We start from the raw sequence: 25409 nt of genomic DNA, 5'->3' as shown, positions 1-25409 counted from the left end.
TGCCGGACGTTTATTGACCGATCAGTGGAGCTGGATCCATGGCAGTACCAAAACGAAAAACGTCTCCGTCGAAGCGCGGCATGCGCCGTTCGGCTGACGCTCTCAAGGCCCCGACTTATGTCGAGGACAAGAACTCGGGCGAACTTCGTCGTCCGCATCATATCGATCTGAAGAGCGGTATGTATCGCGGCCGTCAGGTCCTCGAAGCCAAGGAATAAGTCTGACGCTGCATTGCAGCCGAAAGATGGTTTTCAAAAACGCCGTTTCCGGTTTCCGGAAGCGGCGTTTTCTTTTGTGCGGCCTTCTCTGCAAACTGCATGAAAAAGGCCGCATGAAGCGGCCTTGATCGAGAACAATTATTGAAAATCAGCCTGCGTCAGATGCAAAGCCTGCGCCTTCGATGCCGGAAATGGCTGCAATCTCGTCATTGTCCGATGTGTCGCCGGAAATACCGACTGCACCGAGGATTTCGCCGCCTGCATCCTTTATCAGAACGCCACCCGGCACCGGCACGACCTTGCCGCCCGACACGCCCGAGAGGCCTTCCAGGAAGTGTGGACGGTCCTTTGCCTGATTGTTCAGCCAGCGTGAGCCGGTGCCGACCGCAAGCGCGCCATAGGCCTTGCCCGAGCCGATCTCGAAGCGGAGCATGGACGCGCCGTCCTGACGTTGGAAAGCCTTCACATGGCCGCCCGCATCGAGAACGCAAACAGCCAGCGGCTTCAGTTTCAGCTCCGCCGCCTTGGCAAAGGCACCGGCAATAATCCCATTGGCTTGTTCGAGCGTCAGTGAAGGCATGGATAATCTCCTATTTATAGCTAAATGTAATTTAGCGATCATGACCGGCAATGCACACTCCAATGCTGCTCGCCATGGGAAAAACACTTTATCGATTTTCATGAAGACGGTTGCTGACGCACTGCAAAGCTTGCCAAGGCCGGAATTTTGGTCTTTGTGTTGCGCAACATTTCAAGGAGGAAAGAATGTCCGACCAGAAAGCCATCGTCATTGCCAGCGCTGCGCGTACCGCAGTGGGCGCTTTCAACGGTGCGTTTGCCAATATCCCCGCACATGAACTGGGTGCGACGGTCATCAAAGGCGCGCTGGAACGCGCCGGTGTGGCGGCGACTGATGTGGACGAGGTTATTCTCGGACAGGTGCTGACGGCAGGTGAAGGGCAGAACCCGGCGCGGCAGGCAGCCATGGACGCCGGTTGCCCAAAGGAGACAACGGCCTTCTCGATCAACCAGCTATGCGGTTCGGGTTTGCGGGCGGTCGCGCTCGGCATGCAGCAGATTCTTTCCGGCGACGCCAAGATCATCGTGGCAGGCGGCCAGGAATCCATGTCCATGGCGCCGCATTGCGCGCATTTGCGTTCGGGCGTGAAGATGGGCGACTTCAAGATGATCGACACCATGCTGAAGGACGGCCTGACCGATGCCTTCAATGGCTACCACATGGGGATCACGGCGGAAAATATCGCCCGCCAGTGGCAGTTGACCCGCGCCGATCAGGATGAGTTCGCACTGGCCTCCCAGCAGAAGGCGGAAGCTGCACAGACTGCCGGCAGGTTCGAGGATGAAATCGTTCCCTTCACCGTGAAAGGTCGCAAGGGGGATGTAGTTGTCTCAGTAGACGAATATATCCGTCCCGGTACGACGATGGAGGCTCTGACCAAGCTGAGACCGGCTTTCGACAAGGAAGGAACGGTTACAGCGGGTAACGCATCCGGGATTAACGATGGCGCTGCGGCTGTCGTTCTGATGGATGCGGATGAGGCTGCCAAACGTGGTGTGAAGCCGCTGGCTCGCATCGTTTCCTGGGCGACGGCTGGCGTTGATCCGTCGATCATGGGAACGGGGCCGATTCCGGCGACGAAGAAGGCATTGGAAAAGGCAGGCTGGAGCGTCGGTGATCTCGATCTGGTCGAAGCCAACGAAGCCTTTGCTGCGCAGTCCTGCGCCGTTGTCCGTGATCTTGGCCTCAACCCGGATATCGTCAATGTCAATGGCGGAGCAATTGCGATCGGACATCCGATAGGTGCCTCCGGCGCGCGCGTTCTGACAACGTTGCTTTACGAAATGCAGCGCCGTGATGCCAAGCGCGGTCTGGCGACACTTTGCATCGGCGGCGGCATGGGCGTTGCCTTGTGCGTCGAGCGCGACTGACCTTCGCCTTTATCAGAACAGAGGCGGGCGGAGAAATAGCTCCGTTCGCCTTTTTGTTTCCGCAATGAGACGTTTGAAATCGGCGGGGTCGGGCATACGGAATTGCCGGAAAAGTTAATGCGAAATCGAAGAAATGCTCATCAAGGTTCGTCTGGTTTCGATTTTCTATGGTGTGTCGGGCACTTTGAACACCAGATGTGGTGAGAACAAATGGAGAAACTTTGCGGATCAGCGATTCGTCGCCGATTCGTTCCGGCTTTGGCCTGAAGGTTAATGAAGATCGTGTTCGCAACCGTTCAGGGATTAACGAACTATCAGTAATCATTAAGATTTTCTGAAGAATCGCCTTGCTACCGGAACAGCCTGTTGACAGGTTTTGCCAAAAGTTAACGGCGGTGTCGTTTCGCGTCAGGAAAACACAGAAAAGCGGAACATCCGATTCATCATATTGTGGGGTTTTGTGTTAGGCTTACTATATGTTGCCGTGAACAAAAGGCGAAGCTATCCGAGTCAGCGATTCGTCGCCGATTCGTTCCAGAGTCGTTCCAATCGTTAATCGACAAGTTATTGACCGGATGCGTATCGGTCGCCGAAAGGCTGGCAACTCGTCCATATTGAAACTTAACAGGAGCGCTTCCGGTGCAGGTCGTATAGTGCTATCGCAAGAACCAGCATCCAGCCCGTGACGGGCGCTTGTACCGGGAACCCGATTATTGGCATGAACCAACTCCCTGCCCATGATTTGCCGCTGACCTTGAGTGGCCGCGATGTGACTGCGGTGCTTGGGCCGACCAATACCGGCAAAACGCATCTGGCCATCGAACGCATGCTGTCGCATGGAAGCGGGATGATCGGCCTGCCGCTGCGCCTTCTGGCGCGCGAGGTCTATAACCGCGTCGTGGAACGGGTTGGTGCGGCCAATGTCGCGCTGGTCACAGGTGAGGAAAAGATCGTGCCGCCCGGCGCGCGCTATTCCGTCTGCACGGTTGAGGCCATGCCGCGCCGCACCGATGTGGCTTTCGTGGCCATCGATGAAGTGCAGCTCGCCGGTGATCTGGAGCGGGGCCATATATTCACCGACCGCATCCTGCATCTGCGCGGACGGCAGGAGACGCTCCTGCTTGGTGCAGGAACCATGCGCGGCATTCTGGAAAAGCTTCTGCGTGGCATCAATGTGGTGACGCGTCCGCGCCTGTCGCATCTGGCCTATGCAGGGTCCAAGAAGATTACCCGCCTGCCGAACCGTTCCGCCATTGTCGCCTTTTCCGCCGACGAGGTTTATGCGATTGCCGAACTGATCCGCCGCCAGCGCGGCGGGGCGGCGGTGGTGATGGGCGCGCTCAGCCCGCGCACACGCAATGCACAGGTAGAGCTTTACCAGTCGGGCGATGTCGATTTTCTGGTGGCGACCGATGCTATCGGGATGGGGCTCAATCTGGATGTCGACCATGTTGCCTTTGCGCAGAATCGCAAATTCGACGGCTATCAGTTCCGCGATCTGACGCCCGCAGAAGTGGGACAGATCGCCGGGCGTGCGGGCCGACACCTGCGTGACGGCACCTTCGGCGTGACGGGGCAGGTGCATCCGTTTGACGAAGAACTGGTCGAGCGGGTGGAAGCGCATAATTTCGATCCGGTGAAGGTCCTGCAGTGGCGAACGGCCCGTTTCGACTTTTCAACACTCGATTCCCTGCGATTTTCTCTGGAAACGCCCGCGCCGATCGAAGGATTGGCCAAGGCTTTGCCAGCCGTCGATCAACAAGCGCTTGAAAATTTGTCGAAAGACGAAGAGATTGTGCGGCTTGCCAAGACACCGGCACGCATTGAGCTTTTGTGGGACGCCTGCGCGCTGCCCGATTATCGCAAGATCGCGCCGGCGCAGCATGCCGATATCATTGCAACCATCTATCAGGATCTTGTCCGCCGAGGGAGCGTCGATGAAGATTATATGAGCGAACAGGTGCGCCGCGCCGATAGCACAGAGGGGGAAATTGACACCCTGTCGCATCGTGTGGCGCAAATTCGAACCTGGACTTTTGTGTCGCACAGGCCGGGATGGCTTGCCGATCCGACACACTGGCAGGAAAAGACGCGCGAAATTGAGGACAGATTGTCCGACGCGCTGCATGAAAGGTTGACGAAACGCTTTGTAGACCGCAGGACAAGCGTGCTTATGAGGCGCCTGAGAGAGAATGCCATGCTTGAAGCAGAAATCAGCCCTGCCGGAGACGTGATTGTCGAAGGCCACAATGTCGGGCAACTGGAAGGATTCCGTTTTACCGCTGACGTTCAGGCCGAGGGGCCGGACGCAAAGGCGGTGAAGTCGGCTGCACAAAAGGCGCTGGCCGCCGAGTTCGAACGCCGCGCGGAGCGCTTTGCTGCTGCGCCGAACGGCGATTTCGCGCTCGGCTCGGATGGCGTTATGCGCTGGGTTGGTGCAACGGTCGCAACGCTGGTTGCAGGTGATGACCTGCTGAAGCCGCGCGCGGTGATCCTGGCCGACGAACAACTTACCGGAGCGGCGCGCGACAAGGTTGCCGCGCGTATCGAACGGTTCGTCGCCCATCATATCGAAACCGTTCTGAAGCCGCTCACCGATCTGGCTGCCGCTGATGCCCTGACCGGCATGACACGCGGCCTTGCTTTCCAGATCGTCGAGAACCTTGGCATTCTTCCGCGCCGCGATGTGGCAGAGGAAGTGCGTGGGCTCGATCAGGATTCGCGCGCGGCGCTACGCCGTCTCGGTGTGCGTTTCGGCGCCTATCACGTATTCATGCCCATGCTGCTGAAGCCCGCTCCGGCTGGCCTCATCACGCTGCTCTGGGCGCTCAAGAATGATGGCCGCGAACGGGCCGGTTATGGCGACGTCGTGAATGTGTTGGCGGCTGGCCGCACGTCGGTCGTGGTCGATCCGGCGTTCGATCCGATGTTCTACCGTCTGGCAGGCTATCGCGTGCTGGGCCGTCGTGCCGTGCGCATCGATATTCTGGAACGACTTGCTGATCTGATCCGTCCGGCGCTTGCCTGGCGTCCGGGGTCCGGTGCGCGTCCGGATGGCGCTTATGACGGCGGACGGTTCATCGTCACGCCTGCCATGATGTCCATTCTCGGTGCGACCACCGACGATATGGAAGAAATCCTGAAGAGCCTCGGCTATCGTCACGAGGCCATGGAAGCCGCTGCCGTCACGGCGAAGCTTGCTGAGCTGGATGCTTTCGCGGCTGAAGCTGCCGCCAAGGAAGCTGGCGTTTCGCCGGTCGCAGAGGCTGAGAACCCTGCTGTGCCAGCGGCTGAACCTGTGCCCGCACCGGCGGTTGTTGTCGCTGAGACGGAAACCGAAGCCAAAGCGGAAGAAGCTGCATCTGTAGCGGCAGAAACCGAACCGGCAGGTGAAATCGCAGAAGCGGTGGTTGAAGAACCGAAGCCTGTTCTTCTGTGGCGTCAGGGGCGTTTTGAAGGCCGCAACCGCAATCAGGATCAGAACCGTCAGCGTCAAAATCGCGGTAACCAGAATCGTGGTCATCAGAACCGCGATCAGGGCGGCGAAGCACGCAAGTCGGAAGGCGGAGCAGAGCAGCAGGCGCGCAATGATCGTGGCGGCAAGCGCTTCGACAAGCAAAAGCGTCATGACGGCGAAGGCAAGCGCGAAGGTTCCAAGGGTGACTTCCGTGGTGGCAATCAGCGTCAGCCGAAGCGCGATCATGGTCATCAGGGCGGCAAACGTGTGGAGCAGGAACGTCCTGCACGTATCGATCCCGATTCGCCTTTCGCCAAGCTTCTTGCTCTGAAAGAGCAGATGAAGAAGTAAGATGACTGCAGAAGCGGGCGCAAGACAGCGAATCGACAAGTGGCTGTTCTTCGCGCGCGTGGTCAAATCAAGATCGCTGGCGGCGAAACTCGCCGTCGGCGGCAAGGTCCGGGTCAACCGTGACAAGATTGAGCAGGCCGCTCATCAGGTGAAGGTTGGCGATGTGCTGACCATCACACTCGACCGTCGTATCCTCGTTTACAAGATCGTTGCTCCAGGTGAGCGCCGCGGTCCGGCGCCTGAAGCCCAGCTTCTTTATGAAGATCTTTCGCCGCCACCGGTATCTGCTACTGCGATGGCGGCGGAGGCGGTAACGCCGCAACGTGAGAGCGGAGCCGGGCGCCCGACCAAGAAAGAACGCCGTGAAACGGATCGTTTGCGCGGAAACTGATACGGACGCGTTGCCGCAGGCATCTTTTGGCGGTGATGGAAATTGCGTGTTGAACTGTCCCGGCGAAAGCCTTTTCCACGTAAAAGCCTTCAAACGAAATGCTGTTTCAGATGTGCGTGACTTCGTGACATTGCGGCGTTTGTACCCTTGTCACGGCAGGATAAAATCGCTACCTCACGCATTGTCATAAAAGGGCATGGGCTGAGACCCGCAACCATTTCCGTGCACAGTGACTTCGTGGCGAGATATTCCAAAGCCCCGAGCCGATTGTCGGCTTGCCGGAGTATCGGCGCAAAGCTGTAGGATAGATAAGCCGCCTGTTCTGGAATTCGGGCGGCAACAGGAGTTCGACGATGACGTATGTCGTGACCGATAATTGCATTCGCTGCAAATATACGGACTGCGTCGAGGTCTGTCCGGTCGATTGCTTCTACGAAGGCGAAAACATGCTCGTCATCAATCCCGACGAGTGCATCGACTGTGGCGTATGTGAACCGGAATGCCCTGCCGAGGCGATCAGCCCCGACACCGAGCCGGGCCTCGACAAGTGGTTGGAATTGAATACGGAATATGCGGCAAAATGGCCCAATATTACCGCGAAGAAAGATGCCCTGCCGGAGGCCAAGGAAATGGACGGTGTGGCTGGCAAACTGGAGAAGTATTTCTCCGCCGAGCCTGGTAGCGGTGACTAATACCCGGCCAGTATTGCAGGTACTGCTTGCAGGCTGTTGCGAGCTGGACGGTATTGTATAAGTATGTCTTCGTTCCGGAAGACTTTGCGCTCCAGGAACATGTAGGTTCAGCCTGGCAAGACTGCCAGGTTGTCCGACATTACAGGAATGCAGGATTTATCACTTGCTTTTTCTGCAATGCATCGGCAAAAGACGAATGAAATCACGGGAAAACGCCCATATTTTAGGCGTGTTGCATTGCCAGATACGACATATTTGGCAATTTGTTGATTCTTTCGCGAAATTGTGTTAGGTTGCTCCAATAATTTCGGTGACTGGACGTCAATTCGTGGCGCTATGCGTTAATCTCTGAAAGGGCTGATCTTTAGTACCGGGCTGATGGCACCGGGGAAGATGATTGCGATTTGGCGTCGTCCCCCTCACCGTACACCCGGTCGGCTAGATTTGCCGTCAGATACGGTTTCAGTTCCAAGCCGACAAACAACTTCCGTGCTTCATTTCTCCGGAGCGCGGTCGAACATCATGTGTCAACCGGCGGGTCGCGCCGGGCACAACAGGGAGTAATGAAGCGTATGTCATCCCAGCAGAAAAAGTCTCCAGTAGCGCGTGGCGGTTTCAAGGCCGGTGAGGCCATCGTGTATCCGGCTCATGGCGTTGGTCAGATCGTCACTATCGAAGAGCAGGAAGTGGCAGGCCACAAGCTCGAGCTTTTCGTAATCGATTTCGAAAAAGACAAGATGCGCCTGAAGGTGCCGGTTGCCAAAGCCGCTTCCATCGGTATGCGCAAGCTGTCGGAGACCGACTATGTTGAACGTGCACTCAAGGTCGTACAGGGCCGCGCACGTGTGAAGCGTACCATGTGGTCGCGCCGCGCCCAGGAATATGATGCAAAGATCAATTCCGGCGATCTGATCTCGATCTCGGAAGTCGTTCGCGATCTTTTCCGCGCTGAGAACCAGCCGGAACAGTCTTATTCGGAACGCCAGCTTTATGAAGCTGCCCTTGATCGTATGGCGCGCGAAATCGCTGCCGTGAACAAGCTTTCGGAAACCGAAGCTGTTCGTCTGATCGAAGCGAATCTCGCCAAGGGACCGAAGCGCGGCAAAGCCGACGCTGAAGCAGACCTCGATGACGATGAAGTTGAAGCGGCATAAGCAGCTTTACTTCTCTTTCTTTCAAAAAGGCCCGGCATTATAGCCGGGCTTTTTTTCTCCATTGAGAAGAGTTCGCCTGCGTCATTCTCCGTGTGATGGAAAGCAGATTGCTTCAAAATGCATTGCGTCGAGCGACTGACCGATTTGCTCGATCTGTTGGCTCAGCGCTCATGAGTTGTTTGCCCTTGTATGTCTGGGGGATGTCGGTGTCTGACCTGCTAAGATATCGCTTGGCCATTCAATAGACCCACAAATCCCTGTATTGCCCTTCGCACGTGATCGCATAGCAGGCGGACGCGCCTTGTTTGTCGGGTATCGCTATGGGTCAGCAGCCAGATATCGCCTACACAGGAACTGGCGGTTCCGGGTACGCGCATGAGTTTCGGTTCGCTATCGCCAAGAAAGCATGGGAGAAACGAGATGCCCATCCCAGCCCGCGTTGCTTGAAACTGTGATCCTATCTCCGCAAAGCGGACCGGATTGGCAGCCATTTTAATCCCGGTCGCTGCCTCCCAATCTGATGGAGCATTTTCGTTTGGTCCCAGCAACCAGGTTGCGGAAGCTGGTGAAGATTGTGTCATCAGATTTCGATGAATGTAGAATGCCATGTGGAATTGGCAGAGTCTTGTTCCGTATAAATTGTCGGGTGGCGTCTTTCCGCCAACGACTACACGCAAAGCGACATCAGCTTCGCGGTTGACGAGATTAATCATTGACGTCGAGCTCAGGATTTCCAGTGCAATGTCTGGATAGGCGGCCTTGAAATCTGCGAGGGATGGCATCAGCAGGTCAGTCGCCATTGAAATCGGGAGCGTGAACCTCAGAGGCCCGGAGACACGCTGATCGCGCCCAAAAATCCGAGCCTCGATCTGGGATGAGGCTGTCGCCATCTGTCCTGCGAGTTCAACAATGTCGCTTCCCGCATCCGTAAGCCGGTATCCGGACGCCAGCCTGTCGAACAGTTTTGTTTCCAGTGTTTCTTCCAGCCGACTGATACCACGTATGATCGTGGCATGATTGACGTCCAACGCATCTGCTGCAGCGCGAACCGTGCCGCCCTGAGCGACCGCGAGAAACATGCGAACCTCATTCCAGTGATCCATGGTGCGTTTTCTCACGAGGGTTGTGCGTTAATCTTCAGTTTAAACCTCCACGGGTTCGTCATATCTAGCTGTCAGGCAGGGTATGCGCAATATCGCTCATGGACCTGCGGCTCCCTGTCGTTCAACGAACCCAAGCGAGGATTTCATGGGTAAGCTCGTTTCCAAAGTCGCCGTTGTCACAGGTGGTTCCAGCGGTATTGGATTTGCCATCGCACAGCGCTTTATCAAGGAAGGTGCGACTGTCTATATTGCTGGTCGTCGCAAGGCGGAACTTGAAGCCGCCGTAAATAAGCTGGGACGAGGTGCGACGGCAATTCAGGCCGACATATCCGATCTGGGTAGCTTGGATCGGCTATTTGAAACAGTCCAGAACGAGGAGGGTGGTCTCGATATTCTCGTCGCCAATGCCGGCGTTGTGGAATTGAGTTCGATCCGCGATGCTTCGGAAGATCACTTCGACAAGATGTTCGATATCAATGTGAAAGGTACATACTTCACCGTCCAGGGAGCTCTTCCCGTGATGCGTGACGGTGGTTCGATCATTCTTCTTTCTACATGTATGACAAGCAAGGGAACGCCGGGCTACAGCGTCTATAATGCTACGAAGGCGGCGGTGCGATCTCTCGCGCGTTCGGCGGCGGCGGAACTACTTGCAAACAAGATAAGGGTGAACACGCTAAGCCCTGGGCCGATAGACACTCCCATTATTGAGTCGCAGGTCACAACACCGGAGGAAGCAGCGGCGTATCGCACGAACAGTGCCGCTTATGTGCCGCTGGGACGTCTGGGGCGTCCGGAAGAGCTGGCGTCTGCAGCCCTTTTCCTTGCATCGGACGAAAGCAGCTTCTCGACGGGAACAGACCTTGTCGTCGACGGAGGACTGACGCAGATCTAAACGCGCTCTGACAAGTGGCCCGCTTTTTGAGTGGGCCACTTGGTTAAAATTCTATTGAATTTTGCAGCCAGTCATTAACCTTCCTAGTCATCTTCCTGCATTGTCAGAGATTTATCCTTGCTTGATGGGAACCTGATCGCAGCTGACGCGTTCTCCCAGACACCAGTTCGTAAACGGGTTTGTTTTGCGGCGTAACTACTTTGGCCAAAGAATGGGCCTGGCGGGGAGTTTTGGGCGAATTCGCAAGTTCGTCCAATGAGTCTTTGTGGGACTGGCATATCCTTCCACTGAACGCCCGATGGGCGTGAGTTCAGAACAGGAGAACCAGATGAAGCAGTCATCCATGAGCAGTTCTTCCGCAGTTCCAGCCAATCGCATGCCTATGGTTGCGCGTAGCCTCCCAGCGACAGCAGCCTCTTCCCAATCCATGATCCGCAGCGCAATGTCGGCTCCCTATCTGGAGCGCGAAGAGGAGCGAGCCCTCGCTATTCGCTGGAAGGAACTGAAAGATCAGGAAGCACTTCACCGCATAACATCCGCACATATGCGACTGGTCATTTCTATGGCCGGGCGCTTCCGCAAATTCAAACTGCCGATGAACGATCTCATCCAGGAAGGCTATGTCGGCCTTCTTGAAGCCGCTGCCCGTTTTGACCCCGAACGGGAAGTGCGCTTCTCGACCTATGCATCGTGGTGGATTCGTGCGTCTATGCAGGATTATATCCTGCGCAACTGGTCCATCGTGCGCGGCGGAACAAGTTCGGCGCAAAAGGCGCTGTTCTTCAATCTGCGACGGCTTCGTTCAAAACTGGCTCAGTCCGACGACAATATGACCAAGGCCGAGATGTATCGCGAAATTTCCGATCAGCTGGGCGTTTCGACAAGCGATGTCGAGATCATGGACAGCCGTCTTTCGGGGCCGGATAGCTCCTTGTCGGCACCAGTGAACAACGAGGAATCGGGCGCAGCCCGCCGCATGGATTTTCTGGTTGACGACCATCCCTTGCAGGATGAGGTCGCTGAAAGCTCCATCGATATGGAACGTCGCAATCAATGGCTCAATGTAGCGCTCGATACGCTGAATGAGCGCGAGCTGCACATCATCCGCGAGCGTCGCCTTGATGATGACGGCGTGACGCTCGAAGCGCTGGGCGAAAAGCTTGGTATTTCCAAGGAGCGGGTGCGGCAGATCGAAAGCCGTGCGATGGAGAAGCTGAAGATTGCCTTGTTGAGCCAGCACGAACTGGCTGCCTATCAGGCATAAGCTGTTACAATCAGGGCAACACAAGTGAGGGGCCGAACGGCTCCTTACTTTTGTGGTTCGGTGGCCTTGCCTTCAAGCCGCGACGACCAGTCCTCGACCTTGCGATTTTCGAGGCGGCGCACGGCATAGCGTTTCCAGCTGTCGGCGAGGTGCGAAAGCTCCGCCATCACGGACAGTTCGTCATAGTTCAGCGTGTCGACATAAAGCAGGTGCCAGACACGATGCAGTGTCCAGTTTGGTGAAAGGCGGTCGACGAGGATCATCGAATCGCCAGCTTCAACATTGCCTTCTTCCAGAACACGATAATACCAGCCTGTCCGCCCCGTCTTCTGCACGCGCACGGCCATGTCGGCGGTTGCAAAGCATTCGTTTAGTTTCCAGCAGGGCTGGCGGCCCTGTGAAACCTCGACAAGTGCGCTGCCGAGCCGGAACCTGTCGCCCACGGCGACATTGTGCTCGTTCAGACCCGATGTGGAGATGTTTTCGCCGAAGGCGCCACGCGCGCTCAGACGCGGGTTTTCGCCGATTTCTTCGCGCCAGACCGCATAATGATCATGCGGATAATGATGGAGCGCTTTTTCCGGTCCACCATGCACTTTCCGGTCGCCCTGCGCATCGCAGTCCAGCCCCTCGAAAGTCACGCGGACTTTGCCAGTAACCGGCTGCTTGTCGATGCCGCTTGGAACGCTACGCGGTCCGAGAGGAGCGATTTTTCCGGCAAGGACAGAGTGGATGCGTGTTTCCGTCATCACGACCTACTCGCTGATCAGCTTCACGCGGTCGCCGACCGAAACCGTCGCCCCTGCCGACATGGCATTGAGAAGGCGGAACAGTTCCAGTTTGCGGGTGGTGCCCTGCATGCGTGCCGACAGGCTGGCCAGCGTGTCGCCCGGCTTCACCGTCACGACGCGGATGCGCAGCGGCTTGATGGCGTTCTGTTCGGCAGGCGACAGCAAGCGGAAGGACTGTGTGACCGTCTGCGAAGCAGGCAGAAGGGCGTTGCTGCCTTTCGGTGCTGCTGTCAGGAAGCGATAGACCTTGTTGTTTGCACCGATGACCACAATGTCGAACTGCCACCGGTCGGCGCTGGCGCGCGCAGTTGCGGCGGGCAAACCGTTGATGGTGGTGGTCTGGATCGAACTGTCGTCGAGACCGGTTACCCAGCCCGAGCGGATATAGTCGGCAAGGTTTGATCCCGCCGGAAGAGATGCGCCATCGAAACGAATGGCAACTTCGCCGGGGCCGCTTGCCATGACCGCATTGGCCGAATTGTCGATGGTGAAGCCATCTGGTGCGCGGAAAGTGACACCGAGCTTCGGATGGATGAAGGTCTGTTCGCGGACATAACCTTCATTGGGCGAGTCGCCGTAGAGAAGGCCATCAATTCCGTTGAGGAAGGAATCGCGATCAGTTGTGCCGACGCCGGGTGCGCCGATGCGGCGTGCATGACCAAGCGCAAGCTGGATGCGCTGCGGCGTTGCCGGATGGCTTGCGAGAAAGTCGAGGCTGGCATCGGTCGCGCCCGAAACCGAACGAAAGCCCTGATAGGCTTCCATCGATTGCAGGAAACGCGCCGAAGCGAACGGATCGTAACCGGCTTCGCCGATCATCTTGATACCGATGGCATCCGCCTGCAGTTCCTGATTACGCGAGAACTGGGCAAGCCGCAGCTTGCCGCGCAGCGCCTCCTCGCGGCTGGCAGATTCATTATGCAGGACTTCGCTGGCGACGCGCCCGGCGATGGCCGTCTCCGCCTCCTTCTCCTGCCGCAGAATGCCGTGATTGGCGATGACATGGCCCATTTCGTGGGCAATCACGGCTGCGACTTCGGAAGAGTCGTTGGCGAGTGCAAGCAGGCCGCGTGTAACGTAGAGATAGCCGCCCGGCAATGCGAAGGCATTGATATTGGGACTATCGAGAATGGTGATGCGATAGGTCTGGTCCGGCTTGTCGGTAACCGTCGTCAGCTTGCCGACGATCTTGGCCACCATACGTTCAAGCCTCTGGTCCTTGTACTCGCCGCCATAGGTCGCGAGAATGCGCGGATGTTGTTGCGCACCGAGCTGCGCCAGCCGGTCATTGCGCGTCACATTGTCGACCGTCACGGGATTGTCGGAAGGCTGCAGTCCAAGATCCTTGCTGGAATTGATCGACTGGCAACCGGAAATCAGGGCGACCGCAAGCAAGCCAAGACCGATGGCTGGTTTCCGCCAATTGTGCTGCGTCCATTCTGGCAGGGAGATGGGTAGACACAGGAAGGCCCGGGAACGGGTCGATTGACGGAACAGTATTTTATCCTCGCTTCTGAATCAGATTGCTTGATCCGGGGCCAAATCTAGCCACAGACCAGAAAGCGTACAAGCCGTACATGGGCACTATAAGAAAGCTGTAGCCGGTTCTTCCGGCAGATTGCGAACAAAATATGTCCGCAACCGTAACTCTATTTGAGGTTTAGCGTCGAATTCCGCTTTTCGCCGATATAGTGCCGCAATGCTTCCGGTCCAGTCGAAGAGAGTAGTTCAGTGGCGGGGCCTATTGCGGAAATCCGGCCATTGTCGAGAAAAAGCAACACCGCGTCGAGATAGAGCGCATCTTCAGGCGTATGGGTCACCATCAGCACCGTCATACGGGTTTCAAGTTGAAGCTCCCTGACCAGATCCAGCATCTGGTGTCGCAGCGCCGGGCCAAGCGAGGCAAAGGCTTCGTCGAGGAGCAGAACCGGGCGCTGGCGTATAAGAGCCCGGGCAATCGCCACGCGCTGGCGTTCGCCACCGGAAAGCGCTTCCGGCTTGCGCTGTTCTTTGCCTGCGAGCCCGACACGCGACAAAGCCTCCGCAATATCGGTGTGGTCTTGCGCGGAGAGCTTCAGGTTCGGTGAACGTCCGAGGCCGACATTCTGTTCGACGGTCAGATGGGCAAACAGGTTGTTTTCCTGAAACACCATTGAAACAGGTCGATCCGCTGGCGAAAGTTCACTGACGTCTTTATCGCCGATGAAGATGCGACCGGATTGCGGAAATTCGAAACCGGCAATGAGGTTGAGAAGTGTCGACTTGCCCGAACCGCTTGGTCCGACAATTGCAGCAATAACACCGCCCTCTATCGTCGCATCGAAATGCATGGCGGTTTCACCATAGCTGAAACGAACGTCATCAAGGCGAATTTCGGCAAGGGGGTTCATCGGGGCATCCATCCGGGCATTCATAGAGAAGGCGTTTCCTTTCGGGATGCGCGATCCGCGATCATCATCAATACGAGGCAAAGCAGCCCGAGAATAAGCGCCAGACCTGCCGCGTCGAATGTGCGATAGCTGCCCATGCGCTGCAAGAGGAGATAGGGCAGCGTCAAAAGCGCGTCACTGCCAAACAGGGCAATCGTGCCGAGATCGCCAAGGGAAAGTGCCATGGCAAAGGCGAAGGCCATGCCGAAAGGCTTGCGGATCGAAGGCCAGTCGATGAGCCGGAAACGGCTGATGCCGCGAATGCCCAACAGTGCGCAAAGCCGGTTGTGGCGGCTTGCTGCCGTATCCCATGCGGGGCGTAGAAGACGCACGGCAAAGGGCATGGCCATGGCCGCATTGACGGTGACGACCATAAACGGTGCCATCGCGAACGGATCGGTGAAATGACGAAGCAGGATGAACCAGCCGGCACCGATGACGATAGGCGGCATGACGAGGATCAGGCTGGCACCCGTATCGAAAGTACTGGCGACCTTGCTTTTTTTCATCGCTTCACGTGCCGACACAAGCGCAAGTGACAGGATGACCGAGAGCAATGCCGCAGAAAAACCGAGGGCCAGACTGGTGCCAATGGCGCGCCAGACTGTTCTCTCGGTCAGAAGTCGCGCAAGATCTGCGGCGAGGCCGGAGATGACAACGCCGGCAATCGGCAGTGCGACATAGAGGAAACCTATGCCAATGACGATGACGTTCGCAACACGTTCAGCCGTTGACGCCTTGCCGTAGCGTCGCGGTGTCGCCGCGTGGGTGAAGCCTTCTTCAGACGGACTACCGGTCATCCGCAGGGCCAGAAGGACCAGCAACGTCAATGCAAGCTGTGTGAAGGTGAGGGCGACCGCGCGACCCGGATCAAAATCGAAATGCAAGCTTTGATAGATTGCGACTTCCAGCGTGGTGGCACGCGGTCCGCCGCCCAGCGTCAGCACAGTTGTGAAACTCGTCACGCAGAGCATGAACAGGAGGCCGATCATGCCCGGCAGATTGCGCCGGATTACGGGCCATTCGATGAGCCGGAAGCGCGCTCCATTGCCCATGCCAAGCTGCGCGGATAGTTTCCAGTAATCGGTTGGTATCGAGTCGTAGCCTGCAAGAATGAGACGGACAGCGAGCGGCATGTTGAAGAAAACATGGGCGATCAATATGCCCGTAATACCGTAAATGTCCGGTTGGAACGGATGGCCTGCGGCTTCTGACAGATGCGCAATGAACCCGTTGCGACCATAGATGCTGGTGACGCCGAGCACTGCGACGAGTGCAGGCAGAGCAAGCGGCAGGGCAAACAGGCGCAGAATAAGCCCGCGCCCCGCAAAGCTCGCTTCGGCATAAAGTGCACGGGCAACCGGAACAGCAAACAGCACGGAAAGCAGGCTTGAAGCGATCGCCTGCAGGATCGTGAAGCGCGCAACCCGCCACAGATAGGTGTCGAAATTAACCGCGGCGTCAAAACCACCGCGGCCCGCTTCGAATGCCAGTGCGACAAGCGCACCACCGGCAAGCACGACCAGAAAGACAAGCGCCAGTACGCCCGCAGCCGGTCTGGCGGCGGGGGCGTCTTTCGAGCGGTGCTGTGCCGGGAATGTCGTCATTTACTGGTTGCCGCCAGCCATTCATCGACCCATGACTTCCGGTTCTTGGCTACTTCGTCGGAAGGCAGGAGAAGCGTCTTTTCCGGCTTCGGCATCGCGTAGAAAGCGGCTGGAAGCGGGGTGGATGTCTTGCCCGCTGGATACATCCAGTTGGTTTCAGGAATAACATCCTGGAAGCCGGGGCTGGTCATGAAAGCCAGGAACTTTTGCGCCAGTGGATTTTTCGCGCCAGTGGTGGTCTGGGCGGCCAGCTCGATCTGGAGATAATTACCTTCCGGATAGGCCAGAGCCTTATAGCGCTCCGTCTTTTCCGCAATCATGTGATAGGCGGGAGACGTTGTATAGGACAGCACCATCGGCGCTTCACCCTTGGTGAAAAGACCATAGGCTTCCGACCAGCCGGGTGTGACGGTGAGAATACGCTTCTGCAGTTTCTGCCAGGCCGCTTCCGCTTCGTCGCCATAAACCGATTTCATCCAGAGCAACATGCCCAGCCCTGGCGTCGACGTGCGCGGGTCTTGCAGCACGATCTTCTGGGAAGCATCGCCTTCCACCAGTTCTTTCAGGCTTTTGGGCGGATTGGGCAATTTTTCCGAATCGTAGACCACGGCGAAGTAGCCATAATCATAGGGAACGAAGATATCGTCCTTGAACCCGCCCGGAATGCTCACATTGCTTTGGTCGATGCCGCTTGGAGCAAAAAAGCCGGTGGCGCGTGCTTCGGTCGTCAGATTGGTATCGAGACCGAGGACGATATCGGCTTTGGTATTGCCACCTTCAAGCTTCAGGCGGTTGAGCAGCGCGACACCGTCGGCCGAAGCGATCCAGTCCACTTCGCAATCGCATTCCTTCTCGAAGTTTTCCTTGATCTTCGGGCCCGGACCCCATTCGGAAACGAAACTGTCATAGGTATAAACAGTGAGCTTGTCCTTCGCCTGCGCAGAAGGCGTGAAAGCGAGGGCTGTGGAGATTGAAAAGGCCAGCAAAGATAAAAGCCGCATCACGGCACTTCCTTTCTTTTACAGCAAGAGGATTGAGCGCCGTTTATGGAGCATCTAATCCCTCCGCCGGTGCAAACCGGATCAGGTTCAGCGGGTTGGCCGGGAATGCGACCTCTCAGCCATCCGCGAAAGCAGACGGCACCCCGTTAGAGCGGTTGCGACAATAATCTTTCGCAACGGGAAGGGCAAGGGAGCGCAATGGCGGCGAATGCAGGCTTCCGGCATGGATTTGCCCGTGTTATGAGCGGCTTATGAGCACATTCGTCATTCTCCTCGGCGGTGATCTGGTCGTGACCGATCGCCTGAAACGCCAAATTGCAGGTGCGCGTATTCTCGCTGCCGATAGCGGGATCAGGCACGCTGCTGCTCTTGGTGTCGAACCGGAACTTTGGCTTGGCGATTTCGATTCGGCTTCTGCTGAGCTTCGCGTGCAATATGGACACGTGCCGCAAAAGAGGTTCCCTGCTGCCAAGGACATGACGGACGGGGAACTGGCCTTCGAGGAGGCCTATATGCGGGGTGCGGATCGGGTGATCCTTTGCGGAGCCTTCGGCGGTCAGCGCACCGATCACACGCTTCTGCATCTGACCATGGCAACAGCGCAAGCTGCAAAAGGGCGAAACGTGCTGTTGTCCAGCGGTTCCGAGGAGGCCTGGCCTTTGCCGCCTGGAGATTATGTTTATGATTTTCCGGACGGGACGCCGTTCAGTGTGATCAATTTCAGCACTATCGAAGGCCTTTCGATCACGAATGCGGAGTGGCCGTTAGATAATGTGACACTGCCATTTGGCTCTTCATGGACAGTTTCCAATGTAGTTCGTGGAACACTTCGCGTTACTGCGAGTTCTGGATTAGCGATACTTATCGCCAACTTGGCGATGGAGGAAACACCGCTCCGGGGCCGATAACCTTATCAATCGAAAGAGCTTGACGCTGGCAGGCGAAACGTATTGTAAATGGGCCAAGCGGGTGTCATCTGCTTTACGCCGAAATTGGGGACGCAAAGTCGGTGATTAGTTCAACTCTTGTAGGAGATGTTTCAATGAAGTCACGTCTTACGATGATTGCTGTTGCTGGCGTGCTCGCGTTCTCGACGGCTGCATGCACGACGAATGAACAGCGCACGGCCGGGTACGGCGTTGGTGGCGCAGCACTCGGCGCACTCGCCGGTGGTGCAATTGGCGGCAATGGCCGTGGCGCTCTTGCCGGTGCTGCTATCGGCGGCGTTGCCGGTACGCTCCTTGGTGCAGCCCAGACGCGCAACGGAACGCAGTACTGCCGTTACCGCGATCCTTATGGCCGCGTCTACGAAGCGCCTTGCCAGTAACACTGGGCCAGTAACACTGGGCCAGCAATAGCTGGATAAATAAGTTTGCTGACAGGTCGGGGAAACCCGACCTGTTTGTTTTTCACGGGTCTTTTCGTGCCGTACCATTTGACAGAACGGCTTTTGTCGCGGACAAGCAGGGCGGAATTTTTAACCCTGTTTATCGAAGAGAACCATGGCACCACCGCTCCTTCGCCTCGACGAGATCAAGCTCACCTTCGGAGGCACGCCGCTTCTGGAAGATGCCAGCCTTTCGGTAAGCGAAGGCGATCGCATCGCGCTGGTCGGACGTAATGGTTCGGGTAAATCCACGCTGCTCAAGATCGCCGCCGGTATGGTGGAAGCAACGTCGGGTGAGGTTTTCAAACATCCGGGTGCAACTGTCCGCTATCTTCCGCAGGTGCCGGATATGGATGGCTTTGCCAATGTTCGCGCCTATGTGGAAGCGGGGCTTGGGCCAGCCGATGACCCGCATCGTGTCACTTATCTTCTCGAACATCTCGGACTGACCGGCGACGAAAAGCCGGATCATCTGTCCGGTGGCGAGGCACGCCGTGCCGCTCTGGCGCGAGTGATCGCGCCGCAGCCCGACGTTCTGCTGCTGGACGAGCCGACCAACCATCTGGATCTGACCACCATCGAATGGCTGGAAAGCGAACTGCGCCAGATTCGCTCCGCCATTGTTTTGATCTCGCATGACCGCCGCTTTCTGGAAAATGTCAGCCGGGCGACGGTCTGGCTGGATCGCGGTCTTACGCGTCGTCTTGAGCAGGGCTTTGGCCATTTCGAGGAATGGCGCGACAAGGTGCTGGAAGAGGAAGAGCGCGACCATCACAAGCTGGGGCGGCAGATTGCGCGCGAGGAGCATTGGCTGCGTTATGGCGTTACGGCGCGCCGCAAGCGCAATATGCGCCGTCTCGGCGAACTGCATTCCATGCGTGCCGATTTTCGCAATCATCGCAAGGCACAAGGGACGGCGGTACTGGCGGCAAGCGATACCAAGGAATCCGGCAAGCTGGTGATCGAAGCCAAGGGGTTGAGCAAGGCCTATGGCGAGCGTGTTCTGGTAAAGGATTTTTCGATCCGGGTGCAGCGCGGCGATCGTATCGGTCTCGTTGGACCCAATGGTGCCGGAAAGACCACGCTTCTGTCGCTTCTGACTGGCAAGCTTGCGCCGGATTCCGGAACGTTGCGGCTTGGCGTCAATCTCGAAATGGCCGAACTCGACCAGAAGCGCGAAAGTCTCAATCTGGATGAGACATTGGCGCATTATCTGACGGATGGGCGCGGCGAAAGCCTTGTCGTCAACGGCGAACAGCGGCATGTCGTGTCCTATATGAAGGACTTTCTGTTCCAGCCGGAACAGGCGCGTACCCCCAATCGGGAGCTTTCCGGTGGTGAACGTGCGCGGTTGATGCTGGCCCGTGTTTTGGCGCGGCCCGCCAACCTGCTTATCCTCGACGAGCCTACCAACGATCTTGATATGGAAACGCTCGATCTGCTGCAGGAGTTGGTTGCAGGTTTTCCCGGTACAGTCATTCTGGTCAGCCACGACCGTGATTTTCTGGATCGCACGGTTACGTCGGTGATTGCACCGGAAGGTGACGGGCGCTGGCTCGAATATGCAGGCGGCTATGCCGATATGATGGCGCAGCGCAAGGAGCAGGCCTTGAGCCGTCGCTCGGTCAAGGTCTCAGGCGTCCGCAGTGACGAGAAGTCGGAAGAGGATGCGCCGCAGCCCAAGCGTGAGGAAAAGCGCAAGCTTTCCTACAAGCAGAAATTCGCGCTCGAAACGCTGCCCGGCAAGATGGACGCTCTCTCGAAGGAAATCGTAGTGCTGGAAGGCAAGCTCGCCGATCCGCAGCTTTATGCCAAGGACCCGGCGCTTTTTGCCAAGACTGCCGATCTTCTTGAGAAGAAGCGCTCCGAAAATGCGGCCATGGAAGAAGAATGGCTGGAGCTGGAAATGCTGCGAGAGGAAATCGAAGGGTAGGGCTACCCTTCGACATAATCTTCGAACTTAACTGCTCGCCTTGTTCAGCAAGGCGATTTCATCGTCGCTGAGTTTCAGTTCGGCTGCGGTGATCAGCTCACCGAGCTGAGCCGAGCGTGTGGCGCTGGCAATAGGGGCTGTGACTGACGGCTGCGCGATGAGCCATGCGATTGCAACCTGCGCAAGCGTGACATCGAGATTTCGTGCTACGTCATCGAGTGCCGCTATGATCCGCGAACCACGATCCGTCAGATATTTTTCGACTGATTTGCCGCGGGCGCTTTGTCCAAGATCGTCAGCGGAACGGTATTTCCCGGTCAGGAACCCTGCTGCGAGCGAATAATAGGAAATAACGCCGAGTTCGTTTTCGTGGCAGATTTTCTCTAGCCCATTTTCGAAATCTGCTCGATCATAGAGATTATAAAGAGGCTGCAGGCTTTCATAGCGTGGCAGATTGTTGGTCCGGGCGACATCAAGCGCTTCAGTCAGTCGCTCAGGCGTGAGATTGGACGCACCGATGGCGCGCACCTTGCCTGCGTCGATCAGTTCCTTATAGGTACCGAGCACATCTTCGAACGGTGTTTCGGGATCGTCCCAGTGCGATTGATAGAGATCGATATAATCCGTCTGCAGCCGTTTGAGGGAGGCATCGACCGCTTTGCGGATATAGGCCGGGGAAAGACCTTTTTCGTCAGGCCCCATCTCGGACCCAACCTTGGTGGCAATGACGACTTTGTCGCGCAGGCCGCGAGATTTCAGCCAGTTGCCGATAATGGTTTCGGATTCGCCGCCCACATTTCCGGGTGCCCAGGCCGAATAAGCATCCGCTGTGTCGATGAAATTGAATCCGGCATCGACAAAACGGTCGAGAAGCGAAAAAGACGTCGCTTCATCGACCGTCCATCCAAATACATTGCCGCCGAAGCAAAGCGGCGAAACATTGAGTTCGGTACGTCCGAGCTTCCTGAACTCCATAGACCTTATCCCCTTCCTCTGAATACGAATCGCGGGCGATCCGTCGGGTTTCGATTTCGGGAAGAAGGAAGGCTCCGGGAAGAGCCGAAATCAGCTCATGCCAAGCGCATCCATATAAAGCTGCAGCATGGCTTCTTCTTCCTGACGTTCATGGTCTTCTTTTTTACGCAGACGAATAATGGTCCTCACGACCTTGCTGTCAAACCCCGAGCCCTTCAATTCCGCGTAAACTTCCTTGATATCGTCACCGATAGTCTTTTTTTCTTCTTCCAGGCGCTCGATGCGCTCGATGAAAGCACGCAACTGGCCGACAGCAATGGTTTGGGCTTCGCTGGTAATGTCGTCGCTCACGAGGAGTTCTCCAATTCAAAATCTGTGATGATGCGGACACGCATTGCGCGAAAACCGCTTATCGAAAGTCTGGACCGTTTTTCCCGCGAGTCGCAGGCAAAATTAAGAGCCTTTTTCGATGCACGACCCGATTTGGCGGGTCAAGCCCTGTGGATAGCGGGTAAAGCCTCTCCTGACAGGCCTGTTACTCACTGCGATCAGCACGCGAGCCGAAATGCTGGGCCGCATGAATGCCGGGCAAGGTGTTGATGTGCGCGATCATTGGCGCCAGCCTGTCAGCCCATTCAGCTGCTCCTTTGTCATCGGCAATCAGGTCCTGTCGTACCTCGATCAGGACATGGGCGAAGCCCTTTGCCGTCGCGTGGCGATACATGGCATCGTTCTTGAGGGCACCGTCATAAGGTTCGTTGTCGCCAACCGTCAGATCGACGTTTTCACGCAGCAGCGACAAAAGCGGCTTTACGGCGCGGTCGTCCTTGTCCCAGAGAAGGCCGATCTGCCAGGGGCGGGCCTTTTCCTTCCAGCGCGGCGTGAAGGAATGGATCGAGACGATGAAAGGCGCTGCCCCGCTTTCAGCCACCACGCGCTCGCTCGCTCGCGCGACCGTGTCGTGATAGGGACGATAGAAGCGTTCAAGCCGTTCCTCGCGTTCACCTGCCGACATTGGGTAATTGCCGGAAATGACCGCCCCATCGGACAATTGCATGATAAGCGTCGGGTCGTCTTCACCACGATTGGGATCGATCAAAAGGCGCGAAAAGCCGCCAAGGACGGCAGGCACGTTCAGGCAGGTTGCCAGTTTGCGGGTCAGATTCTCGACGCCAATGTCATAAGCGATATGCCGGTCGAATTCACTTGTCCGCAAACCAAGCGTGCCATATTCGGCTGGAACATCACGCCGTGCATGATCGGCGGTCAGGAGCAGGCCGAGACTAAAATCGCCGTCGACACTATGTGCTGGCGAGAACGGCGACGAAGCGGTTGATCCGGATTGAAGCGGCATGGAGCGAAATCCGAGGCTAAATAAGGGGATTATTTCTGTGTTGTGCGGGAAGCTGTTTCAGGTCTGTCATGAGAAAGCCCGGATTGCAACGATCATTCTTTGATGAAGAGTACCTGTTCTCAATGGGATTGCGTTGACATCAAAGGCGAAACTGCCGAAAAGAGAGCGACCCGAAATGGGATTTGCCCGAGATGGGATTTCCCTGTGCAATATAAATTGTTCGATAAAACCGATAGCGGGCTGAAGGGGTTCTGCGTATGCGACTTCCACTATCTCTAGTTTTGTTTGCCGGTGTGCTGATGACTGCGCTGGGCATGACATCCATAGAGGCTCGTGCGGATTTCCGCGTATGCAATGCAACCCAGAACCTGGTTGGTGTGTCCATCGGCTACAGAGCCAAAACCGGCTGGGTGACCGAAGGCTGGTGGCATATCGACGGATCAAGCTGCAAAACCCTCATCGAGGGGCCGCTGACATCGCGCTATTATTACCTCTATGCAGAAGACGCTCAGGGCGGCGGACGCTGGGAGGGCAAGGTCAATATGTGCGTGGCCGAGAAAGAATTCCGTATTACTGGCGTCCAGGATTGCTTCGCGCGCGGTTTCCAGCGCAACGGCTTCCAGGAATACGACACCGGGGAACAATCGAGCTGGATGGTTCAGCTCACCGATGAAACGCCGACAGCAAATCCCACCGTTACAGGAACGAATAGTCAATGAAGCGCAACCGCAAGGTCAAGATTCTCGCCACGCTAGGTCCGGCATCGGGTGAAGAAGCCGTCATCCGCAAGCTGTTTGAGGCAGGCGCGGATGTGTTCCGCATCAATATGAGTCATGCCGACCATGACCTGATGCGCACCCTCGTCAAGCGCATCCGTAATGTGGAAAAGGAACTGGGCCGTCCTATCGGCATTCTGGCCGACCTTCAGGGCCCGAAGCTGCGTGTTGGCAAGTTCAAGGACGGTAAAGCCGATCTCGTTCCCGGCCAGACCTTCACCCTCGACAACAACGAAGCGCCCGGCGATGAACATCGCGTCTATCTTCCGCATCCGGAAATTCTTGAAGCTGTCGAACCGGGTCATCGCCTGCTGATCGACGATGGCAAGCTGCATCTGGTCGCCGAGGCGAGCGACGGCAAGTCGATCCGCTGCAAGGTGATTTCCGGAACGCGTATTTCGGACCGCAAGGGCGTCAGCCTGCCGGACACGACGCTCGGCGTCGGTGCGCTGACGGAAAAGGACCGCAAGGATCTCGATGCCGTCCTGAAGGAAGAAATTGACTGGGTTGCGCTTTCCTTCATCCAGCGTCCGGAAGATCTGGCCGAGGTACGCAAGGTTTCGCGCGGCAAGGTCGGCCTCATGTCGAAGATCGAAAAGCCGCAAGCCGTGACGCGTCTCGATGAAATCATCGAGCTTTCGGACGCATTGATGGTTGCGCGCGGTGATCTTGGCGTTGAAGTGCCACTTGAAAGCGTTCCAGGCATTCAGAAGCAGATTACCCGCAAGGCGCGCCGCGCGGGCAAGCCGGTTGTTGTCGCGACGCAGATGCTGGAATCCATGATCACAGCTCCGGTTCCGACCCGCGCCGAAGTGTCCGACGTTGCAACCGCTGTGTTTGAAGGCGCCGATGCGATCATGCTTTCGGCGGAATCGGCTTCGGGCCAATATCCGGTCGAAGCCGTTGCCACCATGAACCGCATTGCCGAACAGGTTGAAAAGGAACCGACCTATTCGACCATCATCGATGCGCAGCGTGCTGCGCCAGAACCAACGGGTGCCGACGCGATTTCGCTTGCTGCACGCCAGATCGCAGAGACGTTGAAGCTTTCGGCCATCGTCACCTACACCGCTTCAGGCACGACCGGTCTGCGCGCCGCTCGCGAGCGTCCGCGCACGCCGATCATCGCCCTGTCGCCGGTCGTCGATACTGCACGCAAGCTGTCCCTCGTCTGGGGCCTGCATTGCGTGGTGACCGCCGATGCGCATGATTTGGAAGATATGGTCAACCATGCCTGCGAAATTGTCTTCCATGAAGAATTTGGCAAAGCTGGCGACCGCGTCATCATTACCGCAGGTGTCCCATTCGGCACGCCGGGCGCGACCAACATGCTGCGCATCGCCTATATTGGACCAGACGGAAAGTCAGGCATTTAAACTGAAGATATGCCAGCCGTGACGGCCGGCAAATGGCGTTGTTTTGCGCTGCCGGTGCTCATGTGTATTTCTTTGACGCATAGTCTAATCCGAAAATTCTGCGACTTCTCGGGACTATGCGTGGAAGTACATTCCGCTCGGGCTCTCAAACTCCACCAGTTTGGTCGCTAAAGCGCCCATCGTCGATTCCGGCTCGCCACAGCCGCAATCTCATCCAGTTATGGCAGATAGCATTTAAAGAAACGCGCTCCTTCGGAGTGCGTTTTGTTTTGGTCTTGATGAATTTTGAGAATGTTTTGGGGGTA

General features: G+C 56.9%; 23 protein-coding genes and 1 riboswitch. Of the genes, 13 read left to right on the top strand and 10 right to left on the bottom strand.

Going from position 1 to position 25409, the window contains the following annotated elements; translation table 11 throughout:
* Positions 1–38 precede the first annotated feature (38 nt).
* Positions 39–218, top strand: coding sequence for a 50S ribosomal protein L32 (gene rpmF, locus AC1RHM_RS20435; RefSeq protein WP_006467787.1), 180 nt, complete (start codon positions 39–41; stop codon positions 216–218).
* Positions 219–366: 148 nt separating this feature from the next.
* On the opposite strand, the gene AC1RHM_RS20430 is transcribed toward rpmF, so the two are convergent.
* The gene (locus tag AC1RHM_RS20430; RefSeq protein ID WP_010661442.1) at positions 367–798 is read right to left on the bottom strand and encodes a GlcG/HbpS family heme-binding protein; all 432 of its coding nucleotides are present in this window, start codon (positions 796–798) and stop codon (positions 367–369) included.
* Between the two features lie 185 nt (positions 799–983).
* On the opposite strand from AC1RHM_RS20430, the gene AC1RHM_RS20425 reads away from it, so the two are divergent.
* From AC1RHM_RS20425 to AC1RHM_RS20405, 5 genes are all read left to right on the top strand, one after another.
* Positions 984–2168: an acetyl-CoA C-acetyltransferase gene (locus AC1RHM_RS20425; protein WP_010661441.1), complete on the top strand. Its 1185-nt coding sequence runs from the start codon at positions 984–986 to the stop codon at positions 2166–2168.
* 718 nt (positions 2169–2886) lie between these two features.
* Positions 2887–5976, top strand: a complete 3090-nt coding sequence (locus AC1RHM_RS20420; protein WP_010661440.1) for a helicase-related protein — start codon at positions 2887–2889, stop codon at positions 5974–5976.
* A gap of 1 nt (position 5977) precedes the next feature.
* Positions 5978–6367: an RNA-binding S4 domain-containing protein gene (locus AC1RHM_RS20415; RefSeq protein ID WP_010661439.1), complete on the top strand. Its 390-nt coding sequence runs from the start codon at positions 5978–5980 to the stop codon at positions 6365–6367.
* A 353-nt stretch (positions 6368–6720) separates the two neighbouring features.
* Positions 6721–7059: a ferredoxin FdxA gene (gene fdxA / locus AC1RHM_RS20410; RefSeq protein WP_006467781.1), complete on the top strand. Its 339-nt coding sequence runs from the start codon at positions 6721–6723 to the stop codon at positions 7057–7059.
* A 572-nt stretch (positions 7060–7631) separates the two neighbouring features.
* Entirely contained in the window at positions 7632–8213 is a 582-nt protein-coding gene (locus tag AC1RHM_RS20405; RefSeq protein ID WP_006471273.1) for a CarD family transcriptional regulator, read from the top strand.
* 218 nt (positions 8214–8431) lie between these two features.
* On the opposite strand, the gene AC1RHM_RS20400 is transcribed toward AC1RHM_RS20405, so the two are convergent.
* Positions 8432–9316, bottom strand: coding sequence for a LysR family transcriptional regulator (locus AC1RHM_RS20400; protein WP_010661438.1), 885 nt, complete (start codon positions 9314–9316; stop codon positions 8432–8434).
* A gap of 145 nt (positions 9317–9461) precedes the next feature.
* On the opposite strand from AC1RHM_RS20400, the gene AC1RHM_RS20395 reads away from it, so the two are divergent.
* Positions 9462–10211, top strand: a complete 750-nt coding sequence (locus AC1RHM_RS20395; RefSeq protein WP_010661437.1) for an SDR family NAD(P)-dependent oxidoreductase — start codon at positions 9462–9464, stop codon at positions 10209–10211.
* A gap of 328 nt (positions 10212–10539) precedes the next feature.
* A complete protein-coding gene (locus AC1RHM_RS20390; protein WP_010661436.1) occupies positions 10540–11475 on the top strand; it encodes an RNA polymerase factor sigma-32 in 936 nt (311 codons plus the stop codon).
* Positions 11476–11519: 44 nt separating this feature from the next.
* On the opposite strand, the gene AC1RHM_RS20385 is transcribed toward AC1RHM_RS20390, so the two are convergent.
* From AC1RHM_RS20385 to thiB, 5 genes are all read right to left on the bottom strand, one after another.
* Positions 11520–12224, bottom strand: a complete 705-nt coding sequence (locus AC1RHM_RS20385; protein ID WP_010661435.1) for an MOSC domain-containing protein — start codon at positions 12222–12224, stop codon at positions 11520–11522.
* Positions 12225–12230: 6 nt separating this feature from the next.
* Positions 12231–13712, bottom strand: coding sequence for a cell division protease CdlP (gene cdlP, locus AC1RHM_RS20380; RefSeq protein ID WP_029376279.1), 1482 nt, complete (start codon positions 13710–13712; stop codon positions 12231–12233).
* Positions 13713–13915: 203 nt separating this feature from the next.
* Positions 13916–14656: a thiamine ABC transporter ATP-binding protein gene (thiQ, locus tag AC1RHM_RS20375; RefSeq protein ID WP_029376278.1), complete on the bottom strand. Its 741-nt coding sequence runs from the start codon at positions 14654–14656 to the stop codon at positions 13916–13918.
* Between the two features lie 20 nt (positions 14657–14676).
* A complete protein-coding gene (thiP, locus tag AC1RHM_RS20370; RefSeq protein ID WP_010661432.1) occupies positions 14677–16302 on the bottom strand; it encodes a thiamine/thiamine pyrophosphate ABC transporter permease ThiP in 1626 nt (541 codons plus the stop codon).
* Positions 16299–17303 carry a thiamine ABC transporter substrate binding subunit gene (gene thiB, locus AC1RHM_RS20365; RefSeq protein ID WP_010661431.1) on the bottom strand — a complete coding sequence of 335 codons (1005 nt, stop codon included), beginning with the start codon at positions 17301–17303 and terminating at the stop codon, positions 16299–16301. Before thiB ends, thiP begins: the two co-directional genes overlap by 4 nt.
* A gap of 41 nt (positions 17304–17344) precedes the next feature.
* Positions 17345–17459, bottom strand: a riboswitch (TPP riboswitch).
* A 95-nt stretch (positions 17460–17554) separates the two neighbouring features.
* Between thiB and AC1RHM_RS20360 the strand changes: the two genes are divergently transcribed.
* The 3 genes from AC1RHM_RS20360 (at position 17555) to AC1RHM_RS20350 (ending at position 20623) form a co-directional block, all read left to right on the top strand.
* Positions 17555–18211 carry a thiamine diphosphokinase gene (locus AC1RHM_RS20360; protein ID WP_010661430.1) on the top strand — a complete coding sequence of 219 codons (657 nt, stop codon included), beginning with the start codon at positions 17555–17557 and terminating at the stop codon, positions 18209–18211.
* A gap of 134 nt (positions 18212–18345) precedes the next feature.
* The gene (locus AC1RHM_RS20355; protein ID WP_010661429.1) at positions 18346–18630 is read left to right on the top strand and encodes a YMGG-like glycine zipper-containing protein; all 285 of its coding nucleotides are present in this window, start codon (positions 18346–18348) and stop codon (positions 18628–18630) included.
* Positions 18631–18805: 175 nt separating this feature from the next.
* Complete coding sequence (locus tag AC1RHM_RS20350; protein WP_492332612.1) at positions 18806–20623, top strand: ABC-F family ATP-binding cassette domain-containing protein; 1818 nt, start codon at positions 18806–18808, stop codon at positions 20621–20623.
* A gap of 27 nt (positions 20624–20650) precedes the next feature.
* On the opposite strand, the gene AC1RHM_RS20345 is transcribed toward AC1RHM_RS20350, so the two are convergent.
* The 3 genes from AC1RHM_RS20345 to AC1RHM_RS20335 form a co-directional block, all read right to left on the bottom strand.
* Positions 20651–21598, bottom strand: a complete 948-nt coding sequence (locus tag AC1RHM_RS20345; RefSeq protein WP_036581627.1) for an aldo/keto reductase — start codon at positions 21596–21598, stop codon at positions 20651–20653.
* A 90-nt stretch (positions 21599–21688) separates the two neighbouring features.
* Positions 21689–21949 (bottom strand): DUF2312 domain-containing protein, encoded by a 261-nt coding sequence (locus AC1RHM_RS20340; protein WP_002964837.1) that lies wholly within the window; start codon positions 21947–21949, stop codon positions 21689–21691.
* Between the two features lie 184 nt (positions 21950–22133).
* Positions 22134–22952 carry an N-formylglutamate amidohydrolase gene (locus AC1RHM_RS20335; RefSeq protein ID WP_010661426.1) on the bottom strand — a complete coding sequence of 273 codons (819 nt, stop codon included), beginning with the start codon at positions 22950–22952 and terminating at the stop codon, positions 22134–22136.
* Between the two features lie 257 nt (positions 22953–23209).
* Here AC1RHM_RS20335 and AC1RHM_RS20330 point away from each other — a divergent pair, with 257 nt between their 5' ends.
* Positions 23210–23671: a DUF1036 domain-containing protein gene (locus AC1RHM_RS20330; RefSeq protein ID WP_010661425.1), complete on the top strand. Its 462-nt coding sequence runs from the start codon at positions 23210–23212 to the stop codon at positions 23669–23671.
* Positions 23668–25104 (top strand): pyruvate kinase, encoded by a 1437-nt coding sequence (pyk, locus tag AC1RHM_RS20325; protein ID WP_010661424.1) that lies wholly within the window; start codon positions 23668–23670, stop codon positions 25102–25104. The genes AC1RHM_RS20330 and pyk overlap by 4 nt, the downstream gene beginning before the upstream one ends.
* Positions 25105–25409 lie beyond the last annotated feature (305 nt).

The organism is Brucella sp. GW823-FHT04E01 (genome assembly GCF_058796175.1).
Note: the sequence above shows the minus strand (reverse complement) of the source record. Positions and strands in the feature narration are given on the sequence as shown.

Coding starts and splice junctions, on each gene's coding strand:
- rpmF (WP_006467787.1), top strand. CDS start 39: ATGGCAGTACCAAAACGAAAAACGTCTCCGTCGAAGCGCGGCATGCGC.
- AC1RHM_RS20430 (WP_010661442.1), bottom strand. CDS start 798: ATGCCTTCACTGACGCTCGAACAAGCCAATGGGATTATTGCCGGTGCC.
- AC1RHM_RS20425 (WP_010661441.1), top strand. CDS start 984: ATGTCCGACCAGAAAGCCATCGTCATTGCCAGCGCTGCGCGTACCGCA.
- AC1RHM_RS20420 (WP_010661440.1), top strand. CDS start 2,887: ATGAACCAACTCCCTGCCCATGATTTGCCGCTGACCTTGAGTGGCCGC.
- AC1RHM_RS20415 (WP_010661439.1), top strand. CDS start 5,978: ATGACTGCAGAAGCGGGCGCAAGACAGCGAATCGACAAGTGGCTGTTC.
- fdxA (WP_006467781.1), top strand. CDS start 6,721: ATGACGTATGTCGTGACCGATAATTGCATTCGCTGCAAATATACGGAC.
- AC1RHM_RS20405 (WP_006471273.1), top strand. CDS start 7,632: ATGTCATCCCAGCAGAAAAAGTCTCCAGTAGCGCGTGGCGGTTTCAAG.
- AC1RHM_RS20400 (WP_010661438.1), bottom strand. CDS start 9,316: ATGGATCACTGGAATGAGGTTCGCATGTTTCTCGCGGTCGCTCAGGGC.
- AC1RHM_RS20395 (WP_010661437.1), top strand. CDS start 9,462: ATGGGTAAGCTCGTTTCCAAAGTCGCCGTTGTCACAGGTGGTTCCAGC.
- AC1RHM_RS20390 (WP_010661436.1), top strand. CDS start 10,540: ATGAAGCAGTCATCCATGAGCAGTTCTTCCGCAGTTCCAGCCAATCGC.
- AC1RHM_RS20385 (WP_010661435.1), bottom strand. CDS start 12,224: ATGACGGAAACACGCATCCACTCTGTCCTTGCCGGAAAAATCGCTCCT.
- thiQ (WP_029376278.1), bottom strand. CDS start 14,656: ATGAACCCCCTTGCCGAAATTCGCCTTGATGACGTTCGTTTCAGCTAT.
- thiP (WP_010661432.1), bottom strand. CDS start 16,302: ATGACGACATTCCCGGCACAGCACCGCTCGAAAGACGCCCCCGCCGCC.
- thiB (WP_010661431.1), bottom strand. CDS start 17,303: ATGCGGCTTTTATCTTTGCTGGCCTTTTCAATCTCCACAGCCCTCGCT.
- AC1RHM_RS20360 (WP_010661430.1), top strand. CDS start 17,555: ATGAGCACATTCGTCATTCTCCTCGGCGGTGATCTGGTCGTGACCGAT.
- AC1RHM_RS20355 (WP_010661429.1), top strand. CDS start 18,346: ATGAAGTCACGTCTTACGATGATTGCTGTTGCTGGCGTGCTCGCGTTC.
- AC1RHM_RS20350 (WP_492332612.1), top strand. CDS start 18,806: ATGGCACCACCGCTCCTTCGCCTCGACGAGATCAAGCTCACCTTCGGA.
- AC1RHM_RS20345 (WP_036581627.1), bottom strand. CDS start 21,598: ATGGAGTTCAGGAAGCTCGGACGTACCGAACTCAATGTTTCGCCGCTT.
- AC1RHM_RS20335 (WP_010661426.1), bottom strand. CDS start 22,952: ATGCCGCTTCAATCCGGATCAACCGCTTCGTCGCCGTTCTCGCCAGCA.
- AC1RHM_RS20330 (WP_010661425.1), top strand. CDS start 23,210: ATGCGACTTCCACTATCTCTAGTTTTGTTTGCCGGTGTGCTGATGACT.
- pyk (WP_010661424.1), top strand. CDS start 23,668: ATGAAGCGCAACCGCAAGGTCAAGATTCTCGCCACGCTAGGTCCGGCA.